At 36.2% G+C, this 15,112-nt stretch carries 9 protein-coding genes; 3 read left to right on the top strand and 6 right to left on the bottom strand.

Annotated elements, in window-relative coordinates:
• Positions 1 to 10: 10 nt before the first annotated feature.
• The 3 genes from PZB74_RS17975 to PZB74_RS17965 form a co-directional block, all read right to left on the bottom strand.
• A complete protein-coding gene (locus PZB74_RS17975) occupies positions 11 to 1,039 on the bottom strand; it encodes a Gfo/Idh/MocA family protein (protein ID WP_302238550.1) in 1,029 nt (342 codons plus the stop codon).
• Between the two features lie 45 nt (positions 1,040 to 1,084).
• On the bottom strand, positions 1,085 to 2,419 hold the full coding sequence (locus tag PZB74_RS17970; RefSeq protein ID WP_302238549.1) for a Gfo/Idh/MocA family protein: 1,335 nt from the start codon (positions 2,417 to 2,419) through the stop codon (positions 1,085 to 1,087).
• A 127-nt stretch (positions 2,420 to 2,546) separates the two neighbouring features.
• The gene (locus tag PZB74_RS17965) at positions 2,547 to 3,617 is read right to left on the bottom strand and encodes a LacI family DNA-binding transcriptional regulator (RefSeq protein WP_302238548.1); all 1,071 of its coding nucleotides are present in this window, start codon (positions 3,615 to 3,617) and stop codon (positions 2,547 to 2,549) included.
• A gap of 389 nt (positions 3,618 to 4,006) precedes the next feature.
• Between PZB74_RS17965 and PZB74_RS17960 the strand changes: the two genes are divergently transcribed.
• Together PZB74_RS17960 and PZB74_RS17955 are read left to right on the top strand one after the other, a co-directional pair.
• Complete coding sequence (locus PZB74_RS17960) at positions 4,007 to 4,375, top strand: hypothetical protein (RefSeq protein ID WP_302238547.1); 369 nt, start codon at positions 4,007 to 4,009, stop codon at positions 4,373 to 4,375.
• 123 nt (positions 4,376 to 4,498) lie between these two features.
• A complete protein-coding gene (locus PZB74_RS17955; protein WP_302238546.1) occupies positions 4,499 to 6,085 on the top strand; it encodes a SulP family inorganic anion transporter in 1,587 nt (528 codons plus the stop codon).
• Positions 6,086 to 6,158: 73 nt separating this feature from the next.
• Here the strand turns inward: PZB74_RS17955 and PZB74_RS17950 are convergent, their stop codons facing one another.
• From PZB74_RS17950 to PZB74_RS17940, 3 genes are all read right to left on the bottom strand, one after another.
• Complete coding sequence (locus PZB74_RS17950; RefSeq protein ID WP_302238545.1) at positions 6,159 to 8,090, bottom strand: OmpA family protein; 1,932 nt, start codon at positions 8,088 to 8,090, stop codon at positions 6,159 to 6,161.
• 90 nt (positions 8,091 to 8,180) lie between these two features.
• On the bottom strand, positions 8,181 to 9,071 hold the full coding sequence (locus PZB74_RS17945) for a PorP/SprF family type IX secretion system membrane protein (RefSeq protein ID WP_302238544.1): 891 nt from the start codon (positions 9,069 to 9,071) through the stop codon (positions 8,181 to 8,183).
• A gap of 4 nt (positions 9,072 to 9,075) precedes the next feature.
• Complete coding sequence (locus PZB74_RS17940; RefSeq protein WP_302238543.1) at positions 9,076 to 13,845, bottom strand: T9SS type B sorting domain-containing protein; 4,770 nt, start codon at positions 13,843 to 13,845, stop codon at positions 9,076 to 9,078.
• Positions 13,846 to 14,595: 750 nt separating this feature from the next.
• Between PZB74_RS17940 and PZB74_RS17935 the strand changes: the two genes are divergently transcribed.
• Positions 14,596 to 14,823, top strand: a complete 228-nt coding sequence (locus PZB74_RS17935; RefSeq protein ID WP_302238542.1) for a hypothetical protein — start codon at positions 14,596 to 14,598, stop codon at positions 14,821 to 14,823.
• Positions 14,824 to 15,112 lie beyond the last annotated feature (289 nt).

Raw genomic sequence — 15,112 nt, 5'->3', positions numbered from 1 at the left:
AACAGCTAGCTTAATTTCTTTTTATGCCTGCCATTGCTTTCTGCATGACATAATCCAACGTGATTTCAATCCCTCCCTGTCTTTTACTTTCATCTGCAGCTTCCATAAAAGCGAAGATTTCTATAGTTTCTTTAGCCTCTACCGGAGGTTTACCGCTTTTAAAAAAGTTTACAATCTCAACGACCAAAGGACGATAACCATCATAGGGTCCTACTGATGAAATTGCGTTTTCCCCATAGGCTGTTCCTCCATAATCCAGCTTACCCTTTCGCATTCCTCTAAAAGTGCCTATTCTACCACCATCCCAATGACCTACCACTACATCCATATCCTTTGTATGGCTTCTTTTTACTGTTTTGCATCCCGTTTTCATTACCGTATACAACAATTCTACACCGTGGACTCCATACCAGTAAAAATCAGGATGAGTTTCTTCCAAATGAGCTGGACTGTAGGTATCCGCTCCCAAAACATTACCTATTTTTTTGCCACTTCGTACTGCCTGAGCATCTTTTGCATAACGAAGAGAAGAGGCCGAAAATACTGGTACATTGTATTTTTCAGCGGCATCAAAAATTGCTATCGTATCTGATAAAGATGCTGCTATTGGTTTATCTATAAAAACAGGCTTAGCTGCTTTAAAAACCATCATTGCCTGCTCCAAATGTCTACGACCATCATTAGTTTCCAGCAATACCACATCTACCAGGTTCAGAAGTTTTTCAATAGAATCTACGATTTCAACACCATACGCCTGTATTTCTTCGGTGTATTTAGGTATTCTACTGACACTACTTTCTATGTCTTTGCTTCCATGTGGATAAGCTGCGACTACTTTTATACCTTTAAGGTCATCCTTGACATCAGGATCATTCAATACTTTAGTAAATGCTACGCTGTGTGAGGTATCCAAACCTATGATTCCTGCCTTTAATATTTTGGTTGGATTATTTTGAATGGAAAGTGTTTGTGAGCTTAAACCAAGTCCTATAGTAGAGGCAGCAGCAGTTTTGATAAAATTTCTTCTCTTAAGGAGCATACTTTTTATTTAGAGTTGTGTACGATTAGTTATATGTATGAAAACCTAAACACTGGGTTTCCAGCCTGCTTCATAAGATCTGCCCCAAAGCTTCATCGCTTCTTCATCACCGGTTATTTTTCCATTTCTAGGATTGCATTCCAAACTACGCCCTACACGGTGAGCAATATTGCCTAGGTGACAAATATGTACACTGATATTAGCATCCTCTATATAAGAAACAGGGCGTTTGTTGTTAATGATGCTGGTTCTAAAATTTTCTAAATGATCCTGATCCAGATCAAAACCTGGGCCAGTAGTATTTGTAGCCGTTGCGCTACTAGATGTACTGCTCTCTATCAACTGATTATTATTGTCGTATATATGATAGCCATTGGCATCTATGACCATCGTACCATTCTCTGCATGAAATGCAGCTCCGGCAGATATTCCTTCAATATTTTGTCTATTACAGCTTCTACCTTCCCAGGTAATACTTTTTTGATCATCAAAATCATAGTGAGTGATTTGCGTATCAGGCGTTTCCCAATCATCCTTGTAAGCATATCTCCCTCCTCCAGAGCTTACGCGATTTGGGTAGTCAACTTCCAGTCCCCAGCGACATAAATCAATAAAATGTGTGCCGTTATTTAAAAGCTCACCGGTACCCCAATGCCAGAACCAATGCCAGTTATAATGGATAATATTATCCTGATAAGCTTTTCTGGGTGCTGGTCCCTGCCAGAGCTCGTAATCTAATCCGGCAGGTACGGCAGTATTTTTACCAAAACCGATAGGTTGTCTGTTATTTGCATACCAGGCTTTGGCATAATAAGCCCTGCCTATAACTCCATCTTTAAGTTTAGCGATACCTTCTACCACCTTAGGCCACGAACGACGCTGGTTTCCCATCTGGACTATCAAATCTGAATTTTGTGCAGCTTGTACCAGCATTTCTCCTTCTTCAGGGTTATGGCTACAAGGTTTTTCAACATATACATGTTTACCAGCTTGCAAAGCCATTATAGCTGCCGGAGCATGCCAATGATCGGGGGCAGCAATTACAATAGCATCTACTGATTTATCATCAAGCACCTTTCTGATATCCTTTTCAGTCTTAGGTTTTTTCTTCTGACCTCCTTGCGCGGTTGCGTCCATTCCTTTTTTAATTGCCTGGTCATCTACATCGCAAATGTAGCCAACCTCTATTCCTTTTAACTTTGCGAAGCCTTTGGCAAGTGCACTTCCCCTATTGTTGGTACCCATTATAGCTACTTGAATGTTATCGTTTGCATTACTTTTGCTATTGATGAAAGGGGCAGTACTACTTAAAAATGACAAGCCCAGGCTGCTGGCAGAAGCTTTTTTGACAAAGTCTCGTCGGTTAATGGTTTGATTCATCAGTATGGTTGTTGTTTGTGTAGTTTAAAATATAGTAAATATAAGCATCATACAAGGCGTGTACGTACCCGAATATATAGATATTATTTACATTTAAAAGTAGTTTTTCATTTATATTCATTCAAAGCTAATTAGTATAGTAGGCGTAGTTCTCCTTTGTAATAATATCAATAGGCATATGGTGAACTTTTTCTGCTGTAGAGGACATTACCAAATATTGATACAATGCCATAATTCCACGATAGGCCTGATCTTCCGGCTTCTGGCAAATTAAAAAGTTGATAGTTTCTCTTTTTAGGTATTCAATATTATCTGGTAAGAAATCAAAGCCTACTAATAGAATATCTTTACGATTAGTATCTTCAAAAAATCTGGCAACTCTACCTACCCTGGAATTAGTTGCAAACACTGCTTTAATATCAGGATGCTGTTTAAATATATTCTTTAGCTCCTTTTCAATTACAGCATAATCAGTATTTTTAATATCAACTTTTACTACCTGCACAGCCAGATGATGGTCTTCAAAATAAGCTCTGAATCCTTCCTCTTTTCTAAGCAGATGGTGATGCTGGTCAATTTCCTTTGATATGTTAACTACCAGCACTTTATCTTCCGGATGGATAGCATAACTCATTAAATGGGCTACTAAATAACCACTTTTAGGTAAGTCAGGACCTATATAGCAGAGGCTTTCCAGATTAGGAATATCAGAATTTATAAAAACGTACGGTATTTTTTTCTCCTTACATTCCTTTGCAAAAGTTGTAGCTTCTTCAATAAAGATGGGAGCTAACAAAATTCCATCAAACTCTTCCTGCAATATCTGTTCACTCATCTCAACAAAAGAAGATTTGCTATTAAGATCAAAAAGATACTTGTGAATATTGATCCCGTATTTACTAATCTCACGTTCTGCTCTTTCTATGCCCTGAAGGGGTGCTTTCCAGTAAGTAGTTTCTTCAGAAACATGAGGGATAAGAATAGCCAGCTCATAAACTTTTCTAGATGCCAGGCGACTTGCCAGGATATTAGGCTGATAATCAATTTCCTTAATTATTTGTTGTATTTTTTTCTTAGTGCTCTCAGAAACTCCGGTTCTGTTGTGAATAACTCTATCCACAGTAGCAATGGAAACGTTAGCCCTACGAGCTATTTCTTTTACCCCTACAGTAGTTTCGTTTTTGTTGCTCTTACTCATTCAGTGAAAGGTGAAGATTGTTAAGTTGTTAGTTCAGCTTAATAATAATTCAACAAAATAAAGGCAGTATATTAAATTTAAAAGCAATTCAACAGAATATTTGACAAAAACAGACAATTGTCTATCCTTTATTTGGCAACTTACTTATATCTTTTACAAATTTTGTTACATTCAGTTTTACTACCTACCATTAAAAGAATTGACTCTATAGTTTGGAAGATTGATGTAATTAGGATTTTTTTGCCAGATATCTTAACTAAAAATTTAATTTCATCGTAACTACATCTGTTGTAGGAATAAGGCTTAGGAACTATTCTTAATAATTAAATATTATCAGAAAAAGACTTATTTTTATATAAACTTTGTTTTAGTTCCTTATAGGGTACTCAATGAAGCTAGCCAAAACTTATAAGCTTATTTTAGAAAAAATCACTATCCAATTTATTTCTATATTCCTAGTATTAATTATTCTAGGACCTAGTTTAGCTACGCTTGCCGATCAGCTTTCTCATTCTTATTCTATTTCCTATGCTCAGGTTGAGTTAACTACAGAATATGAGGATATAGAAATTGAAGAAAACAAGAGTGAAAAAGAAACTGAAAAGGAAGAAAATAAGACTTTAAAAGAATATACCTTACAATCAAATTTAGAATTAATTTTTAATGGCTTAGGTGTAAACAACCCATACCCTTTTTACTCAAAGCTCTTTATGTGCATAAATGCCAATCTATATACCCCACCTCCTCAGTATAGCTGATTTTACATTCATACACATTAGTTATTTACATTAACTATAAGCATTATTTTTCCATCAAGTTTAAGAGAAAGATAATCTGTATTATTCAGTTTACTTACTGTCAGACACTTAGATTAGCATAAAATGAATTCAGCTGAAAGAAATTTCAATCCTTTAAAAAATTTTAATAAGGATATTCCGGCCAGTATCGTAGTATTTCTGGTGGCCATGCCCTTATGTTTAGGTATCGCTCTAGCCTCAGGAGCACCATTATTTTCAGGCCTTATCGCAGGTATAGTTGGTGGTATTGTTGTAGGTTTCTTTAGTGGCTCTCCCCTTGGTGTAAGTGGCCCCGCAGCAGGACTTGCTGTCATAGTACTTACTGCCATAGAAGACCTCGGATCATATGAATTGTTCTTGGTATCAGTAGTTATTGCCGGTATCATTCAAATATTAATGGGTTTTGCTAAAGGCGGAATTATCGCTTATTATTTCCCTTCGTCCGTTATTATGGGTATGCTTGCCAGTATTGGTATTATCATATTTTTCAAGCAAATACCCCATGCCTTCGGTTATGACAAAGACTATGAAGGTGACTTAGCATTTAATCAAAGTGATGGAGAAAATACATTCTCAGAACTGATTAATATGCTGGATTTCATTAGTCCTGGTGCAGTAATTATTACTGCCATTTCTTTAGCTATTCTTCTGATTTGGGAAACTAAAGCAATTAAAAATATTTCTTTTATGCAGCTTGTTCCCGGGCCTTTGGTAGCCGTAATTGCGGGTGTTATTCTTAACCTTACGTTTGAGTCTATTCCTGCACTTAAGCTTAATAGCGAGCAATTGGTAAATGTACCTTTGGCTGAGAGCTTTGATGGCTTTATTGGTAACTTTACTTTCCCTGATTTCAGTGCCTTAGGCAACGCACAAATCTATGTTACTGCACTAGTAATTGCTGTAGTTGCAAGTTTGGAAACTTTACTTTGTGTTGAGGCTACCGATAAACTAGACCCCTACAAAAGAGTAACTCCTACTAACAGAGAACTTAAAGCTCAGGGTATCGGTAACATTATTTCGGGTCTTATTGGTGGATTACCTATCACACAGGTTATCGTTAGAAGCTCAGCTAACATTCAGTCTGGAGGTAAAACAAAAGCCTCTACCATTATTCATGGCTTTTTAATACTTATCAGTATTATTCTTATACCAAACCTGCTTAATCTAATTCCATTAGCTACACTGGCTGCTATACTTTTTGTAGTTGGGTTTAAACTTGCCAAGCCTGCCTTATTTAAAAAAATGTACAGTCAAGGTTACGGGCAGTTCATACCATTTATGATTACAATTATAGGAATTGTTTTCACCGATTTGTTGATTGGTTTGTGCATAGGTTTAGTAGTCTCAATACTGTTTATTATTTACAATAATTTCCGCATTCCATATATTAGCCAGAGTGATGAAAAAGATGATAAATCAGTAATCAGGCTGGAACTGGCTCAGGAAGTAACATTTTTGAATAAAGCCAGTATTCTTCAATATTTAGCTAATATACCTGATAATTCAGTAGTTGAGATAGATGCTTCTAATACTCATTATATGCATTACGATGTATATGAGATTATAGAAGACTTTAAAATCAATGCGAAAGAAAGAAATATTCAATTGTCAGTAATAGGTCTATTTGCGCCTAAATCGCAAAATCTACCCAGAGGATTGAAAGTCAAGTAAATAATATCTAGAACACAAAAAAGGCTGTACAACTAAGGTTGAGACAGCCTTTTTTTTTTGAGACTTTTATATATTATTCTGAAGCCTGGGCACTTACCTGTTGTTCGTTTTCTATGATAGTAATTTCAGTTCTTCGGTTCATGTGATGCTGATCTTCCGAGCATTCAATGCCATTTCCACAAGGAAATACCAATTTGGTTTCACCATAGCCCACCGCTTTGATTCTGGAAATATCTACCCCTTGATTAATAATATACTCTGCCGCTGCCAGGGCTCTTTTCTGTGATAAAGATAGATTAAATGAATCGCTTCCTCTAGAGTCTGTATGAGAGCTTAGTTCAATTCTGATCGTAGGATTATCATTCAAAAATTCTACTACTTCATTTAATGATACTGCTGCACTATCGTTCACTTCATATGCATTAAGAGCATAATAGATATTTTCAAGCTCAAATTTTTGCCCAACCTCTATTTTTTCCATTTCTATATTTAGAGCAAGCTTTTCTGTATCTAGTGTATCAGAAGGCAAACTAATTTTTTGAGTATAATACTCGTGTTTTTCAGTACGAACTACATATCCATCAGCCTCTTCAATCTCAGTTTGAAACCAACCTAGAGAGTCAGTTAGAATGTCTATAGATTCCCTGGTTTCTAAATTAATTATACTTACGAATGAACTATCAAGTGGAGCCTGGTCTTTTTGGTCTACTACAATACCTTGTAAAGTAATTATTTTTGGCACAACCGCTACCGGCTCTTCTTCTACAAAGTCTTCTTCTAAGTAATCTCCAAAATCCTCTAGAAAAGAGAAAGAATAAATATTATCTCTTAAAGCATCCCCCTCCCTATTAGTAGTAAAGAATCCACCAAGACCATTTTTATCTATTACAATGCCAAAATCATCTCCGGTTGAATTCATGGGATAACCCATGTTTTTAACTTCAGGGTTTATTTCAGTCAGATTTACACTATACAAGTCAAGACCTCCTATACCTGGGTGCCCTTCTGAAGAGAAGTACAATACACTATCTTGATATAAAAACAAGAACAACTCATTTGCTTCTGTATTAATACTTGAACCTAAATTAACAGGTGTACTCCATTCGTCATTTACTAATATTGACTTGTAAATATCTGTACCGCCCACTCCACCTGGCATATCAGAAACAAAGTAAAGTGTTTTACCATCATTTGAAATAGCTGGATGCCCTACTGAGTATTCAAAATTATTTAAAGGAGATGGTCGCACATTAGTCCATAGGTTTTTTTCGCCATCAAAATCAGCTAGGTAAAGACCTAGGTTTCTTACTTTAACCCCATTATCATCAGATGCTTTTGAAGTTCGTAAATTACTTCTGGTAAAAATCAGATTCTGGTCATCATTATATATGGTCAAAGTACCATCGTGTCTAGCTGAATTAATCTCTGCAAACTGACCATCTAGTTTAGAATCCTCATATTTTTGTAGAAGAGGATAATAATACATGTTATACCGAATATCTTTTCTCTTGTCTGGTATATTTTTTCTCTGCTGCACATTATATGACGTAAAAATAAGTCCACCCCTATAAAGTATTGGAGCAAACTCAGCAGCATCAGTATTCAACGACAATTCATTTACATAGTATCTGAGGCTATCCTTAAAAAAACTGCTGATACTATCTAAAGAATTCAGCCTGTTTTTTACAGCAATGGGCTTGTGTCCTTTTTCCAATGCAGCGATATACCAGGGTTTAGCTTCTTCAAATTCCCCAAGATGCTGAAGTACCTCTGCATATTGAAAAGCATAGTCTTCAGTTATCATATAAGGTGAAGTTCTTTTTACTGCTGCAAACCATTGTCTACTTTGCTCCCACTCATCTAGTTGGTTATAGCATACAGCAATCTGTAGTTTTACTCTGTCATTATTTGGTTTTTTACTTAGAGATTTTTTATAAAAATCAATAGCTTCATCATAATTCCATCTCTCAAAAAGTTCATCTCCTCTATCTTCACTTTTCTTCATGCTATTCATTAGACTTTGCGCATGAAGTTGTGTGGTCAAGACTAGTGAGATGATAAATAGAAAACTAATTCGTATCATCTTATTGTGGTTTTAAAAGTATCTCGGACATTTATAGGCTATAGTTGGTAGTTGAAGTGTATAGTTTAGTGATAACTCATGTGACCCCTGACCGTATGGACTAATCCCACCTACAGGTAGGTCAAAAGAGTAGCCAAAGGCAAGCTTTTCGGTTAATTGTAACTGAGTCAATAATCCAATTGATTCTCTAGAACGGTATGATACACCGAACCAAATCATCTCCTGAATTAATAAGTTAGCATTAAGATCATAAGAGACTGGGGCATTATCTGCTAGTTTTAGCAGGAAATTAGGCTTCAGCTTGAGTTGACTTCCAATATCCATAACGTAACCAGAGGTGATGAATATGTGGTTTTTTGCACTAAACTTTGTATGAATGGCTGGAGCTGATGCTCCTACATAGAACCTTTCTGTATGATAATATACGCCTGTACCAAACAAAAATTTAGAAGATTTAATACTTTCACTAAAATCTGAATCCATCAATTCATCATACAGCATGCTAAAGTCTTCATCATACCAACGAATACCTGCCTGTATACCAAACGATAATTTTGAAGTTTCATTGAAACGTATTCTATAAGCAAACATAGATTTTGCTTCAGCCCTGGAAGAAACACCTATAACATCATTTAAAACCTGCAAACCCAGGGCCATACTTTGTTTGTTGATGGGTGAATGAATAGAAACGGTCTGAGTTGTAGGTGCTCCATCTATTCCTACCCATTGTTTTCTGTATAATCCTGTGATACTCAAACGTTCAGGTGAACCTGTATAGGCCGGGTTAAAAGCAGTTTCGTTAAACATATACTGCGTATAAATAGGTCTTTCCTGAGCTTGGCAATTAAATGATGCTGCTATCAAAACGATAGCAGCATACATTATGTAACTGAAGTATTTCATGTGGTTAATATTTTAATACGATGTATCCGGTGATAGGTGCATTTCCATTTTTAAGGTCCAGTATGTAGAAGTAAGTACTACTTGGTAGCTTTCCAGAACCTGTCCGCATACTTCCTACATTAGCGTTACCCTTCCATGAATTTGACTGATTGTCATAGTTGTTCTGAACAAAAACTAGCTCACCCCAACGGTTGTAGATTTTTACATGATTATTTGGATGATGCTCAATATCAATTATTTGCCAGAAATCATTTTGACCGTCTCCATCTGGTGAAAATCCAGAAAGAGGCTCAACAGGGCGTAGAGGGTTCAAAATTACTACCGGTACATCTTGACTTTCTTCTGATCTATCTGGATAAACATATACAATTGTGATAATATACTCGCCTGGTTCAAGATCTTCAGGTGTATCAACTATTACATTTCCGTCATCATCTACTTCAACACCAGGAGGCAAATTACCTCTATCTACAATTACCTCTATAAAAACAGTATCAGTACGAACAATTATCAAGGTATCACCTGCCTGATATTCATCTGAGGGCTTAGGATTTTTAACTTCAACCTCAGGCGTATCCACTTCATCTGGGTATATCTCTAATAGCAATTGGTGTTCTGTAATACCACTCTTTTCATCTTCAGTTTTAATAGTAACAGTAGATTTGCCAGCAACCAATACTCCAGTGTCAGATACTGTAATTGTGCCATCGTTACTTAGTACAACTCCTTCAGGTAGTTCACCTTCTAATAGTATAGCATTCACAATATGGCCATCAGGATCCGATACAGAAGCTAAGGTATCATTCGTAGCATAGCTTTCTACTGTTTTAGATTCAAATACTGTGTACTCAGCTTCTTTATCATTTTGACCAATGCTCAAGGTCAATTGCGAGTCAGTCGTACCTCCATTCTCGTCTATTGTACTAATAGTAATTACAACATCCTGTGGAACTAATTTAGTAGAGTCCTCAACTTTGATTGTACCATCTGGTAACAAGATTAGCCCTTCTGGTATTACGCCTTCTTTCACGTATGCAGAATCAATAGCACCATCAGGATCACTTACAGTGGCAATAATATCACCTTCATTATATTCATTCGCAGGTTTAGTGTCCGCAACTGTATACTCTGCATCCGCATCTTCTGAACCCGTACTGCTATTACTATTGATAACTATGTTAATAGTATTATTGGTGCTTCCCCCAAGTTCATCTATAGTATGGATAGAAATTGGATATGTACCAGCAATCAACATTTCTTCATTAGTAACAGAAATCATTCCGTTAGCAGCAATGGCAGTACCAGCTGGTAGACTACCGCTTATAACAGTAGATGTTACGATCTGACCATCTCCATCACTGACAGTAGCTAGTGTGTCACCAGAACTATAACTATCTACAGATTTTGCTTCGTAAACCATATACACAGCTTCCTGATCTCCTTCGTTTATTTGTAACTCAACCTGACTTGTAGTTTTACCTCCATTTTCGTCTTCTGTAGTTATGTCAACGTTATAAGTACCCGCCACTAAAGCAGAACTGTCATCAACCATAATACTTCCGTTATCTAACAGATCTAAACCTGCAGGCAAAATACCGCTATTAATTTCAGCACTTACTATCTCTCCATCTTCGTCACTTACTGTTGCAATAATTTCATTATTCTCATACTGATCTACTCTCTTCGGTGGTTCTATAGTGTAAATGGCTTCATTGTCAGCAGTACCAATACTAATTGTTACAATGTTTTCAGTAATTCCTCCATTTTCATCAGTAGTAATAATTGTCAGAATAACATCACCAGGAGTTAGTAATGAGGAGTCACTTACGGTAATTGTACCATCTACAGACACGTCAATTCCATCTGGTATAACACCTACTACTATAGCATCTATAATCACACCATTTGCATCCGTAACTGTCGCTAAAGTATCACCATTACTTAGTTCATCAACAGGACTTGCTTCAGTTACATCATAAACTGACTCCTCATCATCAGGAAGAATTACCAATGATATCGTATTATCAGAGGTTCCTCCATTTTCATCGGTAGTTACGACAGTCAAAGTGTTCTCTCCACTTACCAGTAGACTTTCATCAGTAACAACAATAGTTCCGTCATTTTCAATACTAACTCCGTTAGGAAGGCTGCCAGCGTCTATGGTTGCAGAAACGATATCACCATTGAGGTCTTCCACAGTTGCCAGAGTATCCCCGTTATCATAATCGTTTGCAGGTAAAGTAGGAAGCAAAGTATAAACAGCCTCTAAATCTACAGGATTGGTTGTAATATTCACATTTGATGAAGAAGTACCTCCCAGCGCATCTGTAGTAAGAACAACAATAGCATTAGAACCCTCAACCATTGAACTCGCATCAGATATCGTAATGGAACCATCGGCATTGAGTGTCATACCGGCAGGAATAGAACCTACCAAAACACTAGCTGAAACTATAGCACCATCTTCGTCATTAACTGTTGCAACTACATCGCCATTAACGTAGTCGTTTACAGGCTTAGAATCGCTCACAGTATATACTGCTTCTATATCAGGATCACCTCCTGCATTAACAGTAATCGCTATCACATTATCTGTAGTGCCACCATTTTCATCTGTTGTAGTGACAGTCAAAACTGTAGAACCATTAGTAATCAGGCTTTCATCTGCTACCGTTATTTCTCCATCAGTAGCTAATGACATACCTGCAGGTAATGTACCAGCACCTATTGTAGCTGAGACTATAGCACCGTCAGCATCACTTACTGAAGCTATAACATCATCATTTGCATATAAATCACTATTTTTCGCTGGTAATACTGAGTATACAGCTTCAGTATCTGAAGGATTAATAATGATGGTTACAATACTGTTAGAAGTACCACCATTTAAGTCAGTGGTTTTGATATCAAGTGGGTAACTTCCAGCAACTAAAGAAGTAGCATTATCTACTATTATAGTCCCGTCTGTATCTAAAACCACACCGGGTGGTAAACTACCAGATTCTAATTCTGCCTGAGTGATTCCTCCATTTGCGTCTATAACTGTAGCCAAAATGTCATTGTCATTGTACATGTCTACTGGCTTAGCAGGAATAACAGTATATACCGCTTCCTGATCTACTGGATGTAATGTAATAGCTACTGTATTTGATGAGGTTCCTCCGTTCTCATCAGTAGTGGTCACATTGCTGGTATGAATACCTGCCTGTAGTAAAGAAGGATCGCCCACGGTAATTGAACCATCTGCATTTAAGTTCGTACCTACCGGAAGGTCTCCACTATCTTTTATGGCTGCTGTAATATCGCCATCTGCATCTGCCGCTAATGCAAGTGTATCTCCAATGGCATAATCACTAATGGGCAAGGCTGGTAATACAGTATATACCGCTTCCTGATCTGCTGGTTTTATTGATAATGTAACATCTATAGTGCTGCTTCCTCCCAAAACATCTGTAGTCTCAATACTAATATCAAAATCACCATCCTGTAAATTACTGACATCACTTACAGTAATCTCTCCGCTGATAGGATCAAGTTGAGTACCAAGTGGAAGAGAGCCGCTACTAATTACTGCTGAAGTTAATAAGCCGTCATTATCACTCACTGTTAATAGAGTTTGTCCATTAACGTATTCATCTATTCTCAATGCTGTTGATATAGTTGCCGTTGCTTCGTTATCACCTACAGAAGGGGGAGTAGCTGATGATTCAGCCACAAAAACGTTATACAAACGAAGGACATTTATTCCATTGACCAAACTACCACCAAATCGCGGCTCTACCTTACTTATACTTTTGGTATTGTCTGCATCAATTTGCATATAGAACCTGCCTGAACCTACTCCTAATACATCGGCTGCAACTAGTTTTGGATCTCCATACTGTATGCTTTCGCTACTGCCATCAGCATAAGTAATAAGCACTGATATATTGTTATCTTCCAGAAACAGTAACTCACTACCTAATGTTAACAGGTTGGGGTTTTCAAAGGTCAGATAGATATCATAGTCATTACCACTATACTGTGTTCCTCCCCAAGTATATCTTGAATATAAATATCCAGCTCCAAGATTTACTGATAAAGGAACTGAAAAATTAGTATAACTACTGTTTAGGTCAAATGTGGAAGTGGCATGTGTATCATTTTGTACTACACAACCCACACAAAGTAATGTATTGGCAATACCACTACTTTCTACAGTGGATACAGGGATAACTTGGTTCTCTGTATGAAGAATATCGTATATATATAGATCTCTGGATGCCAGCCCCAAAGAAAGGAGATCACCGCTAATTATTCTGATTCTACGTGTCGCAGCATCCGGATTGATAATTCTTAATTCAAAAGTATTGTCAGCACCAGATATAACATCAATTTGTGCTGTATTCAAATTGTTATAAGTGGCTAACACGCCACCACTATTATCTAAAAGTTGAACAGAAAGTCTTTGAAAAATTTCGGTATTGGCTAATCCAGTTAATAAACCTCCGCCACTAAACTGAAGGTTAAATTTAATTAAGTCATTTTGAGGAATAGAAGATGTGAATCCATACTCAACCTCACCCCTACCACCTAGACCTGCCAGGTTAACTTCTAAAGATGTAAAAGTTGATATATCGTTGTCCCATGCATTATCAGCATTACTAATTTGACACCCAACACAGACACCATAAATATTTTGACTTATGGTAGAAGAAGGTCTGGTTTGGGTATACGCATCAAAATAGGATAATACCAAAAGCTTGACAGCAATGGCTAAGTAAACGTTTTTCATATTGTAGTAATTTATACCCACTACAAAAATGAGAAACGTAAGCCTGATTACTATAGCCAATACCTAAGATTTCATACATATGTTTGAAGCCATCATTAGTTATATTATGTAGGTAAAATACAACTAAAATATTTTAAGCACTAATGCTATAAAAGAGCTATTAAAGCTTTGAATGAGCTTTATTTGAAAATTTGTGATAAAAAAATTTATAATTTTATAAGTATATTATAAATACAAAACCAAAAATATAACTATAAAAACTGCAAAATAACGTATTAATTTACTTAGGTGTTTTTGTATTTTTTGAATTCAACTAAGCCTATATACTTAGAATTTCCGCAGGTGCTGAGGGCATTGTTATGCAGTACAAACGTTACTATAATTATTGAAAAAAATACTGTAGGCTCAGTATAGTCATTATAAAGATTGTGTATCTAATAATAGTGACTACAAAAACATCTAAGTAAACCTTAATGATAGCAACTATTAATAACAGATTTACTTAAGTTAGAAAAATTATCTGCATGGGTAATTACTGATTTACTATACGATTTAATACTTATTCAACATCAGAGTTGATGTTTACTATAATTGTATAAAGTATAAAAGGAAGGCTACGATTACTACAATATATACCTATATATAGGTATTTTATCAGTATACAACCCATAATTAATGACTATATAATTACTTTCTCGCCTTTAATATTTAAATTCTGATACACATGATCTCTACCTAAACCTATCTATTATGGAGAAACATTCAGAATATGTTTTCAACATTGATGACATTCGTAACTTGATTAGCGACCCAGTGGCTTCAGACCCATCCTACTCAGTATCTATTACGATTAACTTTCAACAGGATGTAAACAAAGATTTTAAAGCAAAAATATTAGCAAAGGTGGTAAACTCATCATTTGACGATGTGGGCATACCACCAAAACATGGTTGTCCGAGACCCCCTGGTTGCCCATAATTGCTTAAGTTTACACGAAATTGTTAAGCTTAATGACAAGTAAAATATTTGTGTATCTGGATACGGTCTCTCCTATTCTACTTTTCTTGTTTTCTTTAAAACAGAGTAGAGAAGTATGGAGGAGAGACTTTATTTTGTGGTTTATATTAATTCAGGCCTTTCTTAACACTATTGCTATTATCTATGATCAGGTTTTGCTAGAAAACAACCTGTTTATTTATCATATCAATTGTATAGCTTCTTTCATCGTTCTAAGCTTTTTCTTTAAAGCAACCTTTAAACAAGAGAA

The organism is Porifericola rhodea, from assembly GCF_030506305.1.
GTDB lineage: Bacteria > Bacteroidota > Bacteroidia > Cytophagales > Cyclobacteriaceae > Catalinimonas > Catalinimonas rhodea.
The sequence above is the reverse complement of the archived record's forward strand: the minus strand, read 5'-3'. Positions and strand labels throughout refer to the sequence as shown.

Coding starts and splice junctions, on each gene's coding strand:
- PZB74_RS17955 (WP_302238546.1), top strand. CDS start 4,499: ATGAATTCAGCTGAAAGAAATTTCAATCCTTTAAAAAATTTTAATAAG.
- PZB74_RS17975 (WP_302238550.1), bottom strand. CDS start 1,039: ATGCTCCTTAAGAGAAGAAATTTTATCAAAACTGCTGCTGCCTCTACT.
- PZB74_RS17965 (WP_302238548.1), bottom strand. CDS start 3,617: ATGAGTAAGAGCAACAAAAACGAAACTACTGTAGGGGTAAAAGAAATA.
- PZB74_RS17945 (WP_302238544.1), bottom strand. CDS start 9,071: ATGAAATACTTCAGTTACATAATGTATGCTGCTATCGTTTTGATAGCA.
- PZB74_RS17950 (WP_302238545.1), bottom strand. CDS start 8,090: ATGAAGAAAAGTGAAGATAGAGGAGATGAACTTTTTGAGAGATGGAAT.
- PZB74_RS17935 (WP_302238542.1), top strand. CDS start 14,596: ATGGAGAAACATTCAGAATATGTTTTCAACATTGATGACATTCGTAAC.
- PZB74_RS17970 (WP_302238549.1), bottom strand. CDS start 2,419: ATGAATCAAACCATTAACCGACGAGACTTTGTCAAAAAAGCTTCTGCC.
- PZB74_RS17960 (WP_302238547.1), top strand. CDS start 4,007: ATGAAGCTAGCCAAAACTTATAAGCTTATTTTAGAAAAAATCACTATC.
- PZB74_RS17940 (WP_302238543.1), bottom strand. CDS start 13,845: ATGAAAAACGTTTACTTAGCCATTGCTGTCAAGCTTTTGGTATTATCC.